This is a genomic window from Bhargavaea cecembensis (genome assembly GCF_001619585.1).
In the GTDB taxonomy this organism is placed as follows: domain Bacteria; phylum Bacillota; class Bacilli; order Bacillales_A; family Planococcaceae; genus Bhargavaea; species Bhargavaea cecembensis_A.
Genome location: NZ_LQNT01000009.1, coordinates 690,089 through 706,702, shown reverse-complemented (window position 1 = coordinate 706,702; position 16,614 = coordinate 690,089). Strand labels below are relative to the sequence as shown.

Genomic DNA, 16,614 nt, shown 5'->3' with positions numbered 1-16,614 from the left:
TTCATGCCGATGGGTGCCGGGGAGCAGCCTGAAGCCGGTCTCCCAGAACATGGATGAAGTAGATGGTCAGCGCGATGCACAGTCCAGGGAAAACTGCGAGCCACCATGCTCCTGACATGAGGTAACCCTGCGCACCGGTCAGCATATTGCCCCATGAAGGGATGGTCTGTGGAATGCCGAGACCGAGGAAGCTGAGTGTTGCTTCTGCAAGGATGGCATGTCCTGCACTGCCTGCGGCAAGCACGATGATTGACGGCATGCAGCGGGGGAGAAGGTGGCTGATGAAACGCCGCACGGGACCAGCCCCGAGCTTTTGCGCGGCAAGTACGTAAGTCTCATTGCGGGTGGCCATCATTTCCGTACGGATGACCCGGGCAATCAGCATCCACCCGGTAAGGCCGATAACAAGGATCACGGACAAGAGTCCGGCAGGTGCGATGGCCTGCAGTCCGATCATCAGGAGAAGCGAAGGGATACTGAGCAGCATATCGGATGTCCGCATGATTAGCCTGTCGACGAACCCTCCGGTGAGGGCGCTCACTGTGCCGAGGATTACGCCGACCGATATGGAAAGGACCATTGCAAGGAAGCCGACTGCAAGCGAGACCCGGCCCCCGTAGAGAAGTCTCGACCATACATCCCGGCCGAGCTCGTCCGTGCCGAGCAGATGTCCGCTGCCGGGAGGCTGGAGAATCTGATCCATCCTCACTTCAGCCGGGTCCGAACCTGCAAGCAGCGGCGCGGCAGATGAAAGGAGGGCAAGTAAGAATAGGCCCAAGGCAGCAGGAGAAAAAATCACATGTCTGATCTTCATCGTCCGGCCCTCCCTTCTGCACCGGATCCGCGAAGCCTCGGATCCGTCCAAGCAGCCAGGAGGCTTGCAAGCAGGTTGATCAGAATGACAAAGGCCATGCTCAAAAGGATGACTCCGAGCAGAACCGGATAGTCATGGGCAAGTGCAGATTTCAGCGCGAGCCGTCCCAGTCCGGGCCAGGAGAAAATCGATTCCACTACAACGGAGCCCGCCAGCGATACGGCGAGCGATGCACCGGTATAAACGATCAGCGGAGCAGCGGCGTTGGGCAGGATATGGGCGAGTATGATCCGGCGGTGGGGGACACCGCGGGCGCGTAGTGCAAGAAGATGGCCACCCGAAGAGGAAGCGGCGAAATGATTCCGGAAGAGCCGGATATAGTAGCCGGCATGGGACAGTGCGATGACAAGGGCAGGCAGGATAAGGTGAGGGATGGAGAAAGGTCCCTCACCCATCCCGGAGGACGGCAGGACACCCAGTCGGATTGAGAAGAACAGCATCATCATGAGCCCCAGCCAGAAAGGGGGGATTGCCATGAGCATGACGCTAGCGGCAAGGACAATCCGGTCATACAGGCCATTACGCCGGAGTGCTGATGTCAGGCCGAAGAACAGGGCCAGCCCGATCATGATGACTTGGGAGGCCATAAGCAGAACGGCGGTGGGAATGAGAGTGCGGACAATGATTTCATCTGCAGGCTCCCCCGTCAGATAGGAAGCTCCCCAGTTGCCCTGAAGCACCTGGGAAGCCCAATGGATATATTGAACGGGCAGCTGCTCATCCAGTCCAAGGTTCTCGGAAATCCTCAGCCGGTCGGCCTCGGTCAGCTTCTGCAGCTGATCCCCGTACATGGCTGCCGCCGGATCGCCAGGGATCAGCCGGATAAATGCAAAGCAAAGCAGGCTTCCGAGGACAAGCATTAGGACCGATTCAGCCACCCGTTTTAATAAAAACAAAGCCATTTCTGACCTTCTTTCCACAATAAAAGTAACTCATTTATTTTACCATATGGGGTACCCGGTGGCATCCGGGACGCAAAGAAAAAGACCGGCGGCTGCCGGTCCTTTTTAATCGGTATGGGATCGCATTTTGTCAGCGTCTCACCAGTTCTCCACGTCCTGCCGCTCTCCCTTGAAGTTGTTTTTCTTGGAGTGGCGTTCGTGGAGAACCTCCTCGACTTCACGGAAGTCGATGCCCTGTTCATGCAGCAGGACGAACAGGTGATAGAGCAGGTCGGCGGTCTCGTTTTTCAGCTCTTCGCGGTCGCGTTTCATCGCCGCGATGACGACTTCGAAGCTTTCTTCGCCGAATTTCTTCGTTATCTTGTCGAGTCCCTTGCCGAGAAGATAGTTGGTATACGATCCTTCATCGGCATCCGCCTGGCGGTCGCGGATCATGGCTTCGAGCGAAAGAAGCGGGGAAGCGGATTCGTCGCCGAAGCAGCTCTTCGTCCCGGTGTGGCAGGTAGGACCCGCCGGCTCCACTTGGATCAGGAGGGTGTCCTCGTCGCAATCGAGTGCAAGGCCTTTCACGCGCTGGACATGCCCGCTGGATTCGCCCTTTTTCCAAAGGCGTTCTTTGCTGCGGGAGTAGAACCAGACAACGCCGTCTTCAAGTGTTTTCTCATAGGCTTCCTCGTTCATGTAGCCGAGCATGAGGACAGTGTGATCCGTCCAGTGCTGAAGCACCGCCGGGACGAGCCCCTTGGAAAAGTCAGGCTTCATTCTGCACACCCCCGGCCGTCAGGCGGACCGGAATGCCGGCATCCGAGAGAAGGGTTTTGACCTCGCCGACGGTCGTTTCTTCATTGTGGAAGATGGAAGCGGCAAGTCCTGCAGAAACGTCTGTTTCACGGAACAGCTCGACAAAGTCATCTGCATTGCCGGCGCCGCCGGACGCAATGACCGGGACAGTAACAGCTTTTTCCACCGCTTTCAGAAGGGGGAAGTCGAAACCGTCCTTTGTGCCGTCGGCTTCCATGCTCGTCAGGAGAATTTCGCCGGCGCCGAGCTCTTCTCCTTCGGTGACCCAGTCCAGGACACGGATATCTGTCTTTTTCTTGCCGCCGTGCGTAAAGCAGAACCAGTCCTGTGCTTCCTCGTCCCAGCCGGCGTCTACGGACAGGCAGACGCACTGGCTGCCGAAGCGTTCTGCAGCTTCCCGGATCAGCTCCGGCCGGGCAAGTGCCGCGGAGTTGATGCTGACTTTATCGGCGCCTGCCTTAAGCAGGCGTCCGATATCGTCCGCCGTGCGGATGCCGCCGCCGATGGCTAGTGGGATGAACAGTACTTCCGCCGTGCGCTTGATGACGTCGAGCATCAGGTCGTGGCCCTCGTCTGTTGCGGAGACATCCAGGAAGACGAGTTCGTCGGCGCCTGCTGCGTTATATCGTGCCGCAAGCTCCACCGGATCGCCGATGTCGCGGAGCCCCTTAAAGTTGATTCCCTTCACCACCCGGCCGTCTTTGACGTCCAGGCAGGGGATAATGCGCTTTTTGATCATGTATGACACTCCTTTCAGCTGTGTTTTGGAACATACCTTAATGATTCGAAGCCGGTTCCATCATTCGCCCGGCCGGATTCACCGGATGCTTTCCCAGAACTCATCGGTATTCGCCGCTTTCCCGACTATTGCCGCGGCGACGCCTTCCGCTTCGAGCGCGGCAAGGTCGCTGCCGTTCCGGACGCCGCCGGATGCGGTGACCGGCCATTTCGAGGCTTTCGCGAGCTTGCCGGTCATTTCCACATTTGGTCCTTCCATGCGGCCATCCCGGGCAATGTCAGTATAGATGACGCCGCCGAGCTCTGCGCCATCCAGGCGTTCAAGCATTTCAAAGACAGTCGTCTCGGCGGTCTCAAGCCAGCCGTTCAGGGCGACTTTATCTCCGCGGGCGTCCAGTCCGAGCATCAGTTTGCCCGGGTATTTGCGGCTCATTTCCATCAGCCAGTCCGGTTCGGTGAGACCTTTGGTGCCGATAATTAGATAACCCGCGCCCATGTCGAGATAATCGCGGATTGTTTCTTCAGAACGAATGCCGCCTCCGATTTCGACGGGGAGTTCCGTTGCCTGGATGATGTCCCGGAACAGATTCATCTCTGCGGGCTTTTTCTCCTTTGCGCCGATCAGGTCGACTGTATGGATGCGTCCGACATGCGGCTGTTCGGAATAAAAGGCCACCGCTTCAAGCGGGGTGCGGCCCATTGCCGCTTTTGTATCATAGTCGCCTTCTGTCAGGCGGACGTTCTGTGAATCGATAATGTCGATCGCCGGCCAGATTTCGATCATTCGGATGCCTCCTCGTTATTCAAAAATCCTTTCGTTACGGCCTGCTGCAGCAGCACGAGTCCCGCATCCCCGCTTTTTTCGGGGTGGAACTGGATGCCGATCAGCTGTCCGCGCTGTACAATCGCCGTGACGGTCTCGCCGCCGTAGTCGGCGGTTGCAACTGTGTGCGGCCCGGGAGCCGCTTTATAGGTATGGATAAAATACATGTCCTTGCCGTCCAGCTCAGGCTTGTCGCTTACAAGGGCGTTCCAGCCGAGGTGGGGGACGGGAAGGCGGGTTTCAATCCGGGTGATGGCACCGGGGATGAAACCTAGTCCGTCCGCATCGCCTTCCTCACTGTGCTCGAACAAAAGCTGCATGCCGAGACAAATGCCGACAAGCGGCTTTTCTTCTTTGAGTTCATTCAGCAGCGGGACAAGTCCGTCTGCTTCCAGCCGCTTCATTGCATCGGCAAAGTGGCCGACACCCGGAAGGATCAGGACATCCGCTCTCCGAAGCACCTGCGGATCCTTTGTCAGTTCCACCCGGTGGCCGAGAAACTCCAGTGCCCGGCGGACGTTTGCGACATTGCCCAGGCCGTAGTCGACGATGGCGATGCGCCGTCCGTCGGTCAGGCCGGCAGTCGCCGTTTCCCGCGTATTCATGCGAGGAGTCCCTTCGTCGAAGCGAGCCGTCCGTCGCCCGGCTGCATCGCTTCGCGGAGTGCACGGGCAAACGATTTAAAGAACGACTCAATTTCGTGGTGGGCGTTGCCGCCGCGGATCAGATCCATGTGGACGGTGAGCCCGGCATTCATGACGAGTGCCCGGAAGAATTCTTCGGCCAGCTCGGTATCGAATGTGCCGACTTTTTCACGGCTGATTTCCGCATTAAAGCTCAGGTAGGGGCGTCCGCTGATATCGATGACGGTACGGGTGAGCGTCTCGTCCATTGGGACAAAGGCCGTGCCGTACCGGCGGATGTCGGCTTTGTCGCCCATCACTTCCCGGAGCAGCTGACCGAGCACGATGCCCGTGTCTTCCGTCGTGTGGTGGTCGTCGACCTGGATATCTCCGTTTACTTCTACGTCAAGTTCAAGGCCGGAGTGGAAAGCGAACAGCGTCAGCATATGGTCGAGAAACCCGACGCCGGTTGCGATGCTGGAATCACCGGTGCCTTTATTGAGTTCCATGCGGATTTCGGTTTCTTTGGTCTTGCGTTCATAACTAGCCATCAGTCATCATTTCCTCCGTTCAGTCGGGCTTCCATCGAAGCCGCATGTGCATACAGTTCCTCGGCCTTGGCAATCGGGATGCCGGCTTCTGCATAATGGCGGTAGTCCTCCCGGTCAACACGGATGACTGCATTTGCCGTCAGGAAATCGTTCACGGACAGGCCAGACTGGAAGCGGGCGTTGCCGCCTGTCGGGAGCACGTGGCTCGGCCCGGCGGAATAGTCGCCGACCGCCTCGGGGGAATACCCGCCGACAAAGAGGGCGCCGGCATTGGTCACGTCTTCTGCATAGCTCTCGGCATCTTCGGTCTGCACGGCTGCATGCTCCGGTGCGATAAAGTTCAGAAGATCCACCGATTCGGACCGGTTTTCCGCAAGGATTGCCCAGTGGTTGTCCGCAAGGCTCTTTTTGATGATCCCGCTCCGGGGAGCCTCTTCGGCGAAGCGGGCGGCAAGCTGCCCGACTTCTTCGAGCTTATCCCGGTCCAGCGAAATCAGATAGGTGCGTGCCTGTTCATCGTGCTCGGCCTGTGCGAGAAGGTCGAGGGCCGCCCATTCAGCGTTAGACGTTTTGTCCACGACGATTGCGAGTTCACTCGGTCCTGCGACAGAATCAATGCCGACGTCACCGTATACGAGCTTTTTGGCCATCGCGACGTAAGCATTCCCGGGTCCGCAGATCTTGTCGACCCGTTCGATCGTTTCCGTGCCGTAGGCAAGAGCGGCAATGCCCTGGACACCCCCCACCGTGTAGACATGGTTGATGCCGCACAGGTGGCAAGCGGCCAGTGTTGCCGGGTTGCCCGGAGGGGGGGTGACGACAGTGATGCTCCGGACGCCCGCGACTCTGGCAGGTACCGCAGTCATCAGGACGGTCGACGGGTAGTTCGCCTTGCCGCCCGGCACGTAAATGCCGACGCGGCCGATCGGGTGAAGCACGGGATAGAAGCCCTCGGGTTCCGCCGGCTGCCATTTGATTTTGGTCTGATACGCTTCAATATTTTCCTTGGCGGCAATGAGGGCATTCCGGAGCTCTTCCGGGATGGACTCAAATGCCGCTTTCAGTTCCTGCGCCGGAATTTCCCGGACTTCTGCCTCTTCACCGTCAAATTGCTTGGTGTAGCGGGAAAGTGCCTCGTCACCGTTTTTCCGGATGTCCCGGATGATGTCCAGGACACGGCCGGAAATGTCATAGTCTTCCTGGCCGGCGGGGCGGTAGGATTGTTTGAATTGCTGTGCAGTCTGCATCTCAGTTCACCTTCAATTCATTCATAAATGATCGGATCTCAGCTGATTTCGTAAAGAACGCGTGCTTATTTGCAATCAGTCTTGCACTGATCTCATCGAGCCGGATTCGCTCTTTGAGGCCGTTCATCCGTAGGGTTTCACCGGACTGGACGATGTCGACGATTGCATCGGCCATGCCTATCACGGCCGCGAGTTCGACCGATCCGTTCAGTTTGATGATCTTCACGGGTTTTTCGGACCGTTCAAAGACGGAGCGCGAGTAGTTGACGTATTTTGTGGCGATCGTCCCGTATTCCGGGAGTTCTTCTTTTGAAGCAATCGCGAAGTGACAGTAGCCGAAGGGCAGCTCCAGCAGCTCGTTCACGTCTGCATCATACTCGGCCAGGATATCGCTCCCCGTGATACCCAGGTCTGCGATGCCTTCTTCAACGTAGATCGGCACGTCATCTCCCTTCACAAGAAGGAAACGGATGCCGTTGGTCTCGACGAGCAGTTCGCGTTGTGCCGCTTTTAGTGCGCCGTGCCAGCGGGGATGGCCATTTTCATCAAGGTAAGCGAGAAAATCCTTTAATTGGCGGCCTTTTGAAAGTGCGATTGTAATCATGGAATCATCCTTTGTCTGATCGGCTTCTTCCTGCAGGATTCTGCGGATCGAGCCTTGAAGTTAATAGAAAATCCCCATTCCGAATGCTTTCGAGCGGGCGGTGTACTGGCCGCCCGATGCGACCGGTGTCGTGCGTCCCGAGCCATAGAGCCGGATGAACACGCCGTCATAGTAGGACTGCGACGGAAGGGCGGTGATGTCGGGATAGACCGCCTCGATGCCGGCTTCGCGAAGGGTTTCCTCCCAGCCGGTCAGTTCGCCCAGTACCTCCCGGATCTCCGGGAAGGCGGAACGGAGCTTGTGGACCTGCGATTCCGGCTGATCGCCGATCAGGTCAAGCAGAGGATGGTCACCGAGCAGTTGCCGGAGTGCTGATGTGCTCCGTTGGGACAGCGCTCTGCGGATGGCAGGATCCGCAACTTTTTCTTCCCCGAGGATCATCGGGAGAAGTGCATAGTGACTGATGACGGCGGTCTTTGGCATCTCTATGCGCTCATTCATGAATCCGATCATGAGTGACAGGCCTTCCTGCTGCCGGTCGGTGCTTTCCGAAAACACTTCCATGCCGAGCTGGCGGGTTTCTGAGCCGGAATGGAACACCGGTCCGGAGTAAACTGCCCGCTCCGCGTCAATCTTATATTTATGGAGATAGCGCACAATCGCATTGGTCCAATCATGGCGTAGTGCATGGACGGTGCCGTTCTGCACCCAGGATTCGCGCTGGGGCATGAGCTTGAGATCATCTTCCGTCATGGCCTGCCAATCGAACGTTTCCACAACGGGCAGATCGATGATGTCGAAGCCGTGTCCGTGGAAAAACGACAGGAACTCGACTTCCAGCTGCTTTTGGCGGATCAATGCGGGATTATAGATGAATGAAGTCATTCCTGAACACCTCTTCACTTCAATGCTTTATCATGATAAAGTAGTAGATAGATGAAATAATAGCATAGAGAATTCAGAATTGCAATAGGGGGATGAGCATGACAATCATCGACGGACATGTCCATACGCCTTACTGCCCGCATGGTACGGGAGCGGCGATGGAGGAATATGTAAAAGAAGCGGAGAGGAAGGGAATTAACACTCTTGTCTTCACAGAGCATGCGCCGCTGCCGGAGGGATTTACAGACCCGGTGCCTGAAAAAGACAGTGCGATGAGGCGGGAAGACGTCAGGGCCTATCTGGATGAAGGCGCCAGGCTGCGGGAGAAGTATGCCGGCCGGGTGGACGTGCGCTGCGGATTTGAAGTGGATTATATAGAAGGGTTCGAAAACGATACACGGCGTTTTCTCGAGGAACACAGGGAGGCAGCCGCCCATTCCATCCTGAGCGTGCATTTTGTGAAGGCCGGAGGAAGCTGGTTCTGTCTCGATTACAGTGCTGATTCTTTCGAGGAAAAGGCAAGGGAAGTCGGTGTGGATCAGCTGTACAAAGCCTACGGCATGGCCATGGAGAAGGCTGCGGAAAAGCCGTTTGGCGAGGTGAACCCGCCGGTGCTCGGCCACATCAATCTGATCCACAAATTCAGGAGGCGTATCCGGCCGGAGACAGATCCGGTCAACTGGGCGTCAATCCTGGAAAAGGCGGCACAAAGCGGATACGTGCTCGACTTTAACCATGCCGGTATCCGGAAGCCGGAATACCGGGAGACGTATCCGGAACCGTGGATGGTGGAGGAGGCGCAGCGGCTCGGGCTCAAGCTGCAGACCGGCTCGGATGCCCATTCGCCGGAGGATGTAGGCAGCGGATTTATACCAGAATGACATGGAAAAACGGCAAGGCCAGCTGGCCTTGCCGTTTTTGTCAATTCTGATTCAGAATGTCTTCCAGCGCCCCGAACAGCTTGGCCATCTGTTCTTCGGTCCCGACGGTAATCCGGAGATAGTCCTTGATCCTCGGCTTGCCGAAGTGGCGGACGAGAATGTTGCGGGACTTAAGCTCGGTATACAGCCGTTCGGCGTCCGCTTCCGGATGTGTGCAGAAAAGAAAGTTCGCCGATGAAGGAAGAACGGTGAATCCAAGCTCTGCGAGGTGCGTCGCGGAGCGGTCTCGCGCAGCGATGATTTTCCCGGTTGTCTCTTCAAAGTAGTCTACATTCCTGAAAGCCGCTTCCGCGCCTGCTTGTGCAAGCCGGTCGGTCGTGTAGGAATTAAAAGAGTCCTTGATCCGGACGAGCCCCTCGATCAGTTCCGGCTGACCGAGCGCGTAGCCGACACGAAGGCCGGCGAGCGACCGTGATTTGGAGGTCGTCCTGATAACGAGGAGATTATCGAATTCGCTGATCAGCTTGGCTGCCGACGGGCCTGCAAAATCGATATACGCTTCATCGATGATCACGACGCGGTCGGGATTTCCTTCGAGTATACTGCGGATGCCGTCAAGCGGTTCGTAAATGCCTGTAGGGGCATTCGGGTTCGGCAGGATAACACCGCCTTCGGCTTCCGAGAAAGCTTCCGTATCCAAAGTGAAATCCGCGCGGAGAGGCACTTCTTCAAACGGCACGCCGAACAGATTTGAATAGACCGGGTAGAAACTGTAGGACACGTCGGGGAAGCGGATCACTTTTCCGGGATTGAAAAAGGCCATAAAGGAAAACGCCAGGACTTCGTCGGAACCGTTTGCCGCAAAGACCTGGTCCGGAACTAAATTTTCTGTTTCGGCGATAGCCTCCCTCAAAGAATCGGCAGTGGGGGACGGATAAAGGCGAAGGTTCTCCGCCGCATCCCGGATTGCTTCCGTGACACCCGGCGCCGGCGGGTAGGGGTTTTCATTTGTATTCAGCTTAATGATTTCCATCCGGTTCAACTGCTCGCCGGGAACATAAGGTTCCGTCCGTCGAGCCATTTCACTCCAGAATCTGCTCATACCGATCGCTCCCTGTCACTTTAGTGATTTACTACGATAAAGTTAACGGATACTGATGGTGTTGTCAACGGCATAACCGGGTAAAGGAAATAAGTTAGTGAAAGGGGGATGCCTGAAGATGAAGAAGAATCTGTTCCTCATCGGTGCTGCGGCTTTGTTGCTCTCGGGATGCACCGGGCAGGAGAACCCGGAAGAGGCTGCGGTACAGGACTACACAGAAGAGAAGGCGGCAGACGGCGAAGTCAGGAGCCTAACAGATGACAGCACGGAGAACACGGAGAATCAGGACAAAGTTCCGGGAAAACACAAAATCTATGCCCAGGAAGTTGAGCATGCCCAACCGGTCAGCGATCCGTCGGGCTATGAGGAACTGGAGCATACGAAGAAGCACTTCATCCCGAATGATTATGAAGTCCGGGTCGCCAATGACAATTCCGGGAACCGGGTGCTGCTCTTCATGGACGGGGATCAGCCGGCCTACAAAACCGTACTGATCAAGAACAAAGGACTCCTAAAAATCATTTCCACTGATGAAGGGCTGATCGGAGAGACAAAGATCTGAGTTGCCTCATCCAGACTCCCAATCGTAAATCTATCAAAAGCGGAGGCCAATAACGGCCTCCGCTTTTTGTGCTCCGGTTCCCGAATTCTCCCTCCACACTTCGATCCTTCATTTGGTCAATGTCACGTTCACACTGCCGATGCCCATGAAACGGGCTTCCCAAAGTCCTTCCTTTGCAGCTAGCGGAGAAATAAAGGTTCCGGAGGAAATCGTCATGCCTTTCTTCAGAATCCGGTTCCGGCGAGCGAGCTTATCGGACAGCCATTCAACGGCGTTCAACGGGTTGCCGAGAACAGCTGAGGAAAGGCCCATGCCGACTTTCCGGCCGTCCAGGAAAAGTTCCATTTCAATCCTGTCAAGTTCATCCGAGGATGGGGCTTTGACGGGGGCTGATGTTACAACCAGGCCGGTTGCAGTGTTGTCCGAAATCAGGTCGGTCAGCGAGAAATTCGGAAACCAGTCCCTGTAGCGGGCATCGGGTATCTCGATGCCGGCCGCAATACGGCTATTGGAGAGAATCTCCTCCGCATCCGCACGGGGTGATAGGTCATCATCCAGGATGAACAGGATTTCCGGCTCAATCAGCGGGGAGAACAGTGTAGACAGCGGAATCGCTGTTCCGGAGTTTTTCAGATGGGAAGTGAGAAGTGTGCCATATGCCGGCTCATCCGTGCCCGCAATTGCCTGGGTTTCGGCACTGGTCATGCTCACTTTGTAGCCGGCAAAACATTCACCGGCGTTCACCGCCCGCCTGATGAGTTCATCCTGCACCGCATAGGCGGCAGCCTCGTCGATGGCATGGTCATGGCGGATAAACGGAATCTGTACTTGGCGTTCCCTGGCTTCCTGCAGCAGATCGGCAATTTCAATGGTTGTACCGCCGTTGGTCATTTGGAACAGCCTCCTTTTATCGAATAATATACACGATTCAGACTATTAATTTCATCTCTGATGATATTGTCCAAACAAATAAATCTTTCCAACCTCTTGCTATTTTCAGGAACAAAGGTTAAATTGTTGCCATACAATAATTCTGAGTAAAACAATCAGAAAAGGAGGTTTGGGGATGGCATCCGAATTCACCAAACTGTTTGATGACTGGTCCAAGACCTATGACGATACAGTGGCGGGCACCGATCCGGAGTACCGGGAGGTGTTTGCCCACTATGAAGAGATCCTGCAGTCAGTAGCGGATAAAGCAGAGGGTCTGATCCTGGAATTCGGGGTGGGGACCGGCAATCTGACGGAACGTATTCTCCGGCAGGGCAAGGAACTGATCGGCTATGAGCCGTCGGGGGAGATGCGGAAAATCGCAGCGAAGAAGCTGCCCGGACTGACACTCTTCCATGGAGACTTCCTTGAATTCCCGGTTCCCGAACGGTCGCCCGATACGATCGTAAGCACTTATGCATTCCATCACCTGACCGATGAGGACAAGAAAGTTGCAATCTCCCGCTATCACGGACTGCTGAGTCCGCAGGGGAAGATTGTGTTTGCAGATACGGTATTTGCCAATAAAGAGGCTAAAGAAAAGATGATACAAGATGCTCTGGAGAAGAACTACGACCGCCTGGCCGAAGACCTGAAGACCGAATACTACACGACCATTCCGGTCCTGACGGAATTCTTCGAGGAAATTGGCTTTGAGGCTGAATTCACCAGGAAAAATGACTTTGTCTGGCTGATTGAGGCGGTAAAGAAGGGCTAAAGGGTCCGAAATAATGTGCAGGAGCCATTGGAGAAAGGAGGATTCCAATGAACGTTGCAAAAAATGTTCATGATCTGATCGGGAACACCCCGCTGGTAGAAATCAATTCGTTCCCGTTGCCGGAGGGGGTGAGACTGTTTGCCAAGCTTGAATTCATGAATCCTGGCGGCAGCGTCAAAGATCGCCTCGGACAGTTCCTGCTCCATCAGGCCTTCAGGGATGGAAAGCTGGAAAAGGGCGGAACGGTCATTGAACCGACCGCGGGAAACACCGGAATCGGTCTCGCGATTGCCGCAATCCGGTATGGTGTCCGTGCCATCTTCGTCGTGCCCGAGAAGTTCAGCCTGGAAAAGCAGACGCTGATGCGTGCACTCGGGGCGGAAGTGGTCAATACCCCCACCGAGCTCGGGATGGAGGGAGCCATTGCCAAGACCGAAGAACTGCTGAGGGAAATTCCCGGATCCTATTGTCCGGGACAATTCCAAAACGCCTCCAATCCTGAGACGTATTACGAAAGTCTCGGACCGGAACTGGTGGAAGACCTGGACGGAAAAATCGATGTTTTTGTCGCGGGTGCCGGATCCGGCGGTACGTTCACCGGCACGTCACGGTATCTGAAAGACCGCCTGAAAGATGTTAAATGTGTCATCGTCGAACCGGAAGGCTCCATTCTGAATGGGGGGCCGTCGCATTCACATAAGACGGAAGGGATTGGGATGGATTTCCTTCCGCCGTTCATCGACAGACGGCTGTTTGACGCCATCCATACGATCTCGGACGACGAGGCTTTTGCCCGTCTGAGGGAAGCCGCAAGAAACGAAGGCCTTCTCGTCGGCAGTTCATCCGGCGCAGCTCTTGCCGCCAGCCTGAAAGAGGCGGCCATAGCCCGCCCCGGAACGAATATCGTCACCATTTTCCCGGACAGCAGCGAACGCTATATCAGCAGCGGAATTTATGATGAGGTGATTAAACATGAGGAAGAAAACACAGTTAATTCATGGCGGAGTTAGCCGTGACCCGTATACCGGAGCAGTCTCGATCCCGATTTATCAGGCCAGCACGTTCAAGCAGGACGGAGTCGGCAACTTTAAATACGAATACGCAAGAACGGGTAATCCGACAAGGGAAGCACTGGAACAGCTGATCGCGGACCTCGAGGGCGGCGCACGTGGGTTTGCTTTCGCATCGGGAATGGCCGCCATCACGGCAACAGTCCAGCTGTTTAAGTCAGGGGACCACTTGCTTGTGACGGATGATGTATACGGCGGGACATTCCGGGTGATGGACAAGATCTTCAGCCGGTTCGGAATCGGGGTATCGTTCGTTGATACAAGCAATCCGGAAGCGATCCGGAAGGAGATTCGTCCTGAAACGAGGGCGATCTTTGTAGAAACGCCGACCAACCCGCTTCTGAAAGTCACCGATCTGGAGACAGTATCCGGAATCGCGAAAGAACATGGGCTGAAGCTGATCGTCGATAACACGTTCAGCACACCATATTGGCAAAATCCAATCTCGCACGGCGCAGACATCGTCCTGCACAGCGCGACCAAGTATCTCGGCGGACACAGCGATGTCGTAGCAGGACTGGTCGTAGCGAAAGACGAGCAGCTTGGCGAAGAGCTGCACTTTGTCCAAAACTCCACGGGCGGGGTGCTGGCACCCAATGACAGCTGGCTGCTCATCCGGGGTATCAAAACGCTTGGCATCCGAATGGAGGAAATCGAACAGAACACAGCTCAGGTTGTCCGTTTCCTGACAGAACATGAGGCCGTCGGGAAAGTGTACTATCCGGGGCTGGCGGACCATCCGGGACATGATGTGCATCAAAAGCAGGCAGGCGGATTCGGCGGCATGGTCTCGTTCACGGTCAAGAACCAGGAAAAGGCGCTGTCACTGCTCGAAAAAGTCCGTTACTTCACCCTTGCAGAAAGCCTGGGTGCGGTCGAAAGCCTGATATCCATCCCGGCCCTGATGACGCATGCTTCGATTCCGGAGAAGCGCCGCCATGAGCTTGGCATCGAGGACGGGCTTGTCAGGATCTCTGTAGGCCTGGAAGACCCGCTGGATCTGATTGAAGATCTTGAGCAGGCACTTACTTCGAATTTAATTTTCGCTGGGATTAATGCCGAATTAGACAAGTAAATAGCACAATAAGGACCTTTCCTGTTTTAGGGAGAGGTCCTTATTTACTGAGGGCAGGTATAGTTCATGCATTTATAAGGACTGGGTTATCTGACTGCTAAAATGATAAGCAAAAAGAAAGACAGATGGAGATGTGATTCTACCTCCGTCTGTCTTTCTATTTTTTACAGGTTATTAGGTTCTAGACAACCCGTTTTTTTTGATATGGTACTGCAAGCTCTGACGTGTAATACCTAGCTTCCTCGCGGCAGCCGAGATATTCCAGTCTGTTTTATCCAAAGTTGATTCAATTAAATGCTTTTTAGATTGATTCAACATTTTTTTTAGAGGTCGTCTCCTAGAATGATCGAGTTCTTGGAACACGCCTACTTGTAGTTTTCCTTTGATATAGGAAGGCAGATGATCTGCTGTGATTTCATTGGTATCTTCCGAAACTCGTATGACGATATTCTGAATAAGATGTTCCAATTCCCTAATATTTCCCGGCCACTGATATGCAAGCAATGCCTCACGTAATGTTGCAGAGAGAGGGGGTACCACTTTTCCCAATCTTCCCTGGAAGTAATCCAAAAAATGGTCAATAAAGTATAGTACATCATCTGGCCTATCCCGAAGAGGGGGAATGATAAGGCTTGTATTTGCAATCCGATAGAAAAGGTCGAGGCGCATTCTGTCTTCTCTAATCAATTTCTCCGGATCTTCATTGGAAGCGCTGATTACGGTGCATCGGACTGGTGTAACTTCATTTGAGCCGACCCTACGGACAAGCCGCTCCTGAAGGACACGCATCAGTTTGGCTTGGAGGGCTATTGGCATCGAGTTTATTTCATCCAGGAACAATGTCCCGGCTTGTGCGTATTCGAATAGCCCAATCTGATCTGTAGCACCTGTATATGCTCCTTTGACTGTACCGAATAGAGTGCTTTCAAGCAGGTTTTCAGGAATTGCCGCGCAATTGATTGCTACAAATGGCTTGTCTTTTCGGGAGCTGTGATTGTGCATGCTCTGCGCGAAAAGTTCCTTGCCGGTTCCTGTTTCTCCTACGATAAGAGTATCCGTGTTGTGGACGGAAACAGCCTGAGCCTCTTTGAGCAACTCCTTGATCAAAGTGCTCTGTCCTTTAATGTCTGAGAATGTATATATGGTGCCATTTTTCCCGAAAGTCTTTTCTTCTTCTGGTCGGGTGAGACTTCGCTTTAGTTCAATGGTTTCGTATAACTGATTCTTCAGCTTAGATTCGTTTGTACTGACTGAAAAAACTCCAATTGTCTTACCGTCCCTTTGAATTGGGAAGGTGGAGTAGCTCACATATTTTGGCACCCCCGCAACTCTGGAATGGGCCCGATAGCGGGAAAAGATGGGCTTCCCAGTATTGAATACATGGCGGTGTTCGGAATACTGGGGATTATAATTGTATGCCTCCCATAATGGTTTGCCTAATATTTCATTAGCCTGCAGGCCTTCCATTTTTTCTTGCGCTTCGTTATATAGAACGATTTGTCCTTCTTCGTTGCTCATCATTACACCTTCGTCAATCGTTTCAATAATCTTTTCCAGACAGTACAATTTGTCATCCTTTGAAGATAGAGGACAACATTTTAAGCAAAAAAGGAGCAAGGGTTCGGGTTCGGGCAACTCTCTGATACTAACGAGAATCTTTCTTTCATTTAATTCCCACAGAAACTCCTCACCGTCGGTAAAAGCAACAGATCTATTCGAAAGTAAATCCAATATCACTTCTTCTGCTTCATCATTGACTAGTATCCGCTCAGAAAGATCATGCCATAACAGGGAATGGCTACTGTCAAAGATAATAACCCCATCTGCAAGACTCCTAATTAATGATCCAATTGCTTGTGCGAACACCACTGATCCCCCCTTCATTACTCCAAAGATATTATACATATCAATTTCAGAAAAGTCTGCATTTGCATGCAGATTTTCTCTGCAGCATAAAAAATGCTGATGTAGTATAGGGTTTCTGATCTTAGATGTATGGGAGAGTGCAAAAAGGGTTGGTTTCTCTGCGCCAGAAACCAGCCCCATTGCAGCTCTTATTGAGTTTCTGTACTTCCGCAAAAAAAAAATTTCCCTTGCTACAACAACGTTTCTCTCAAAATAGAAAGGATTTTTTACCCGATTCTTATAACTTGGCACGGCTCTTGCAA

The 16,614-nt window shown here is 54.0% G+C and carries 18 protein-coding genes; 5 read left to right on the top strand and 13 right to left on the bottom strand.

The features are described from left to right. Position 1: 1 nt before the first annotated feature. The 10 genes from AV656_RS07125 to AV656_RS07080 all read right to left on the bottom strand — a co-directional run bounded on the left by AV656_RS07125 (position 2) and on the right by AV656_RS07080 (position 8,048). A complete protein-coding gene (locus AV656_RS07125; RefSeq protein ID WP_063180270.1) occupies positions 2-814 on the bottom strand; it encodes an ABC transporter permease in 813 nt (270 codons plus the stop codon). Next, positions 811-1,776 (bottom strand): ABC transporter permease, encoded by a 966-nt coding sequence (locus AV656_RS07120; protein ID WP_063180266.1) that lies wholly within the window; start codon positions 1,774-1,776, stop codon positions 811-813. The genes AV656_RS07125 and AV656_RS07120 overlap by 4 nt, the downstream gene beginning before the upstream one ends. A 138-nt stretch (positions 1,777-1,914) precedes the next feature. Next, a complete protein-coding gene (gene hisIE, locus AV656_RS07115) occupies positions 1,915-2,538 on the bottom strand; it encodes a bifunctional phosphoribosyl-AMP cyclohydrolase/phosphoribosyl-ATP diphosphatase HisIE (RefSeq protein ID WP_063180263.1) in 624 nt (207 codons plus the stop codon). Further along, positions 2,528-3,316 carry an imidazole glycerol phosphate synthase subunit HisF gene (gene hisF / locus AV656_RS07110; RefSeq protein ID WP_063180260.1) on the bottom strand — a complete coding sequence of 263 codons (789 nt, stop codon included), beginning with the start codon at positions 3,314-3,316 and terminating at the stop codon, positions 2,528-2,530. The genes hisIE and hisF overlap by 11 nt, the downstream gene beginning before the upstream one ends. Positions 3,317-3,394: 78 nt before the next feature. After that, complete coding sequence (locus AV656_RS07105) at positions 3,395-4,099, bottom strand: HisA/HisF-related TIM barrel protein (RefSeq protein WP_063180257.1); 705 nt, start codon at positions 4,097-4,099, stop codon at positions 3,395-3,397. After that, the gene (gene hisH / locus AV656_RS07100; protein WP_063180255.1) at positions 4,096-4,743 is read right to left on the bottom strand and encodes an imidazole glycerol phosphate synthase subunit HisH; all 648 of its coding nucleotides are present in this window, start codon (positions 4,741-4,743) and stop codon (positions 4,096-4,098) included. Before hisH ends, AV656_RS07105 begins: the two co-directional genes overlap by 4 nt. Next, the gene (gene hisB, locus AV656_RS07095) at positions 4,740-5,312 is read right to left on the bottom strand and encodes an imidazoleglycerol-phosphate dehydratase HisB (protein WP_063180253.1); all 573 of its coding nucleotides are present in this window, start codon (positions 5,310-5,312) and stop codon (positions 4,740-4,742) included. The genes hisH and hisB overlap by 4 nt, the downstream gene beginning before the upstream one ends. Next, positions 5,312-6,559 carry a histidinol dehydrogenase gene (gene hisD / locus AV656_RS07090; protein WP_063180251.1) on the bottom strand — a complete coding sequence of 416 codons (1,248 nt, stop codon included), beginning with the start codon at positions 6,557-6,559 and terminating at the stop codon, positions 5,312-5,314. The genes hisB and hisD overlap by 1 nt, the downstream gene beginning before the upstream one ends. A 1-nt stretch (position 6,560) precedes the next feature. After that, positions 6,561-7,163 (bottom strand): ATP phosphoribosyltransferase, encoded by a 603-nt coding sequence (gene hisG, locus AV656_RS07085; protein WP_063180249.1) that lies wholly within the window; start codon positions 7,161-7,163, stop codon positions 6,561-6,563. 60 nt (positions 7,164-7,223) lie between these two features. Further along, on the bottom strand, positions 7,224-8,048 hold the full coding sequence (locus AV656_RS07080; protein WP_063180247.1) for an ATP phosphoribosyltransferase regulatory subunit: 825 nt from the start codon (positions 8,046-8,048) through the stop codon (positions 7,224-7,226). A gap of 98 nt (positions 8,049-8,146) precedes the next feature. Here AV656_RS07080 and hisJ point away from each other — a divergent pair, with 98 nt between their 5' ends. Beyond that, positions 8,147-8,929 carry a histidinol-phosphatase HisJ gene (hisJ, locus tag AV656_RS07075; RefSeq protein WP_063180245.1) on the top strand — a complete coding sequence of 261 codons (783 nt, stop codon included), beginning with the start codon at positions 8,147-8,149 and terminating at the stop codon, positions 8,927-8,929. Positions 8,930-8,969: 40 nt separating this feature from the next. Here hisJ and hisC read toward each other — a convergent pair whose 3' ends face one another. After that, positions 8,970-10,031, bottom strand: a complete 1,062-nt coding sequence (hisC, locus tag AV656_RS07070; protein ID WP_063180243.1) for a histidinol-phosphate transaminase — start codon at positions 10,029-10,031, stop codon at positions 8,970-8,972. Positions 10,032-10,149: 118 nt separating this feature from the next. Between hisC and AV656_RS07065 the strand changes: the two genes are divergently transcribed. Further along, on the top strand, positions 10,150-10,593 hold the full coding sequence (locus tag AV656_RS07065) for a hypothetical protein (protein WP_063180241.1): 444 nt from the start codon (positions 10,150-10,152) through the stop codon (positions 10,591-10,593). Positions 10,594-10,701: 108 nt separating this feature from the next. Here the strand turns inward: AV656_RS07065 and AV656_RS07060 are convergent, their stop codons facing one another. Beyond that, positions 10,702-11,484: a 2-keto-4-pentenoate hydratase gene (locus AV656_RS07060; protein WP_063180239.1), complete on the bottom strand. Its 783-nt coding sequence runs from the start codon at positions 11,482-11,484 to the stop codon at positions 10,702-10,704. 175 nt (positions 11,485-11,659) lie between these two features. On the opposite strand from AV656_RS07060, the gene AV656_RS07055 reads away from it, so the two are divergent. The 3 genes from AV656_RS07055 to AV656_RS07045 are packed head-to-tail and all read left to right on the top strand — an operon-like array spanning position 11,660 to position 14,446. Further along, positions 11,660-12,301 carry a class I SAM-dependent DNA methyltransferase gene (locus AV656_RS07055; RefSeq protein ID WP_063180237.1) on the top strand — a complete coding sequence of 214 codons (642 nt, stop codon included), beginning with the start codon at positions 11,660-11,662 and terminating at the stop codon, positions 12,299-12,301. Between the two features lie 47 nt (positions 12,302-12,348). Beyond that, positions 12,349-13,311 carry a PLP-dependent cysteine synthase family protein gene (locus AV656_RS07050; RefSeq protein WP_063180235.1) on the top strand — a complete coding sequence of 321 codons (963 nt, stop codon included), beginning with the start codon at positions 12,349-12,351 and terminating at the stop codon, positions 13,309-13,311. Further along, entirely contained in the window at positions 13,274-14,446 is a 1,173-nt protein-coding gene (locus tag AV656_RS07045) for a bifunctional cystathionine gamma-lyase/homocysteine desulfhydrase (protein ID WP_063180233.1), read from the top strand. The genes AV656_RS07050 and AV656_RS07045 overlap by 38 nt, the downstream gene beginning before the upstream one ends. Positions 14,447-14,620: 174 nt before the next feature. Here AV656_RS07045 and AV656_RS07040 read toward each other — a convergent pair whose 3' ends face one another. Beyond that, positions 14,621-16,603, bottom strand: a complete 1,983-nt coding sequence (locus AV656_RS07040; protein WP_197462216.1) for a sigma-54 interaction domain-containing protein — start codon at positions 16,601-16,603, stop codon at positions 14,621-14,623. Positions 16,604-16,614: the final 11 nt, after the last annotated feature.